Raw genomic sequence first — 1854 nt, forward strand, 5'->3', positions numbered from 1 at the left:
CCTGGCGGAGCACACCGGTCGACGCCTGGTCCACCGGCAGCGCGTAGCCGCGCAGCACGGCGATGAACTGCATTGCGTACTGGCAGGCGAACGCCGCGTTCGGCGGCATCCACTGCGCCGGCGAGGCGTCGCCCTTGTCCTGATTGGCCTGCCCGTCGACGGCCAGCAGGTTGGCCGGATCGTTGGCGAACCGCAGCCGCTCCCCGTCCGGCCAGTTGTAGGCGCCCATGTCCCAGGCGTAGGCCAGCGGGACGATGTGATCGATCTGCACCGCCTCGCCGACCTTGGCGCCCCGCTGGAAGGCGATCGTCTTGTTGGTGTACGGGTCGTGCAGGGTGCCGGTGGCCACCGCGTCCGGACACCGCTTGGTCGACACGTAGGTCTTGTCCACGAGGTCGCGGTTGAGGATGTCGTCGCGGGTGTCGCAGCCGTTGTGGCCCAGCGGGGCGTCGTTGTCGTCGTCCCACGCGTCGCCGAACGCCGCCCTGCGGTAGTCGTACCGGTGCGCCCGCAGCGGCAGCACCGCGATACCCGCGAGCACGTCGGCGCCCGGTTGCACGGTCGGAACGTCGGCGCGCGCGGCGTATTCGTCCGCGTGCCTGGCCGTCGAGGATCCGACCGTCTGGTAGGCCACCAGCAGGGCGAGCGCGGCGGCCGCGGACAACCACAGCAGCACTTTGCGGTTCACAAGCGCCGCTCCTCCTCATCGCTTCGCTCTGCATCGTCGCCGGCGGTCACGACTTGTCCAGGTATTCGATCCGGTCGGTGGTGACGAAAGGCGCTGCCAGCAAGGCCAATTCGGGGCTGGCCGGATTTTCGTCGTAGGTTCGGACGCAGAAGTCGCGCGCGGCCTCGATGACGTCGCGGTGGTCGGCCAGCGAGAGTAGGCGCAGGTTGATCGCGCGGCCGGACTGATTGCGGCCCAAGACGTCTCCTTCCCGGCGCTCCTTGAGGTCCAGGTCGGCGAGCGCGAACCCGTCCTGGGTCGCGGCCACGGCCGAGAGCCGTCGGCCCGCGGGCGACCCCGGCGAGACCCAGGTGGCCAGCAGGCACAGACTCGGGTGCCGGCCGCGGCCGATGCGGCCGCGCAGCTGATGCAGCTGGCTGATGCCGAACCGGTCGGCATCCATCACCAGCATCACCGTGGCGTTGGGGACGTCGACGCCCACTTCGATCACCGTGGTGCACACCAGTACATCGGTCTCACCGGCGCGAAACGCCGCCATCGCGGCGTCCTTCTCCTCGGCGGACAGCCGGCCGTGCATCAGCCCGAGGCGCAGGTTCGCCAGCTCGCGTGCACGCAGCCGCGCGTAGAGTCCCTCGGCCGTCTCCGACGGTCTCGCGTCCTGATCCTGCTTCTCCGGCTCGTCGGTCTCGTCGATCCGGGGCGCCACCACATAGGCCTGCCGGCCGGCGGTCACCTCTTCGGTGATGCGCTGCCAGGCCCGGTCGAGCCAGGCGGGCTTGTCCCTGACGAAGATCACGTTGCTGGTGATCGGCTGGCGTCCGCGCGGAAGTTCGCGCAGCGTCGAGGTTTCCAGGTCGCCGTAGACGGTCAATGCGACCGTGCGCGGTATCGGCGTCGCCGTCATCACCAGCAGGTGCGGGGTCACACCGGGACGGGCCTTGGCCCGCAACTGGTCTCGCTGTTCGACCCCGAACCGGTGTTGCTCGTCGACCACCACCATGCCCAGGTTGTGGAATTCCACCGCGTCCTGCAACAGCGCATGGGTGCCCACGACGATCCCGGCCTGGCCGCTCGCCACCTCGTCGCGGACTTGCTTCTTCTGCGCCGCGGTCATCGAACCGGTGAGCAGGGCCACGCGCGTAGCGTTGTCCGCGCCACCGAGCTGG

At 69.7% G+C, this 1854-nt stretch carries 2 protein-coding genes; both read right to left on the bottom strand.

The genetic code is table 11. From position 1 onward, the window contains the following. On the bottom strand, nt 1-688 hold a 688-nt coding region (locus A9X05_RS22465; protein WP_067784146.1), incomplete at its 3' end, for an HNH endonuclease family protein. A 46-nt stretch (nt 689-734) separates the two neighbouring features. Beyond that, nucleotides 735-1854: helicase-related protein (locus tag A9X05_RS22470; protein ID WP_156736909.1), on the bottom strand; the 1120-nt coding region annotated here is incomplete at its 5' end.

This window comes from Mycobacterium sp. E3298, assembly GCF_001666895.1.
Classification (GTDB): domain Bacteria; phylum Actinomycetota; class Actinomycetes; order Mycobacteriales; family Mycobacteriaceae; genus Mycobacterium.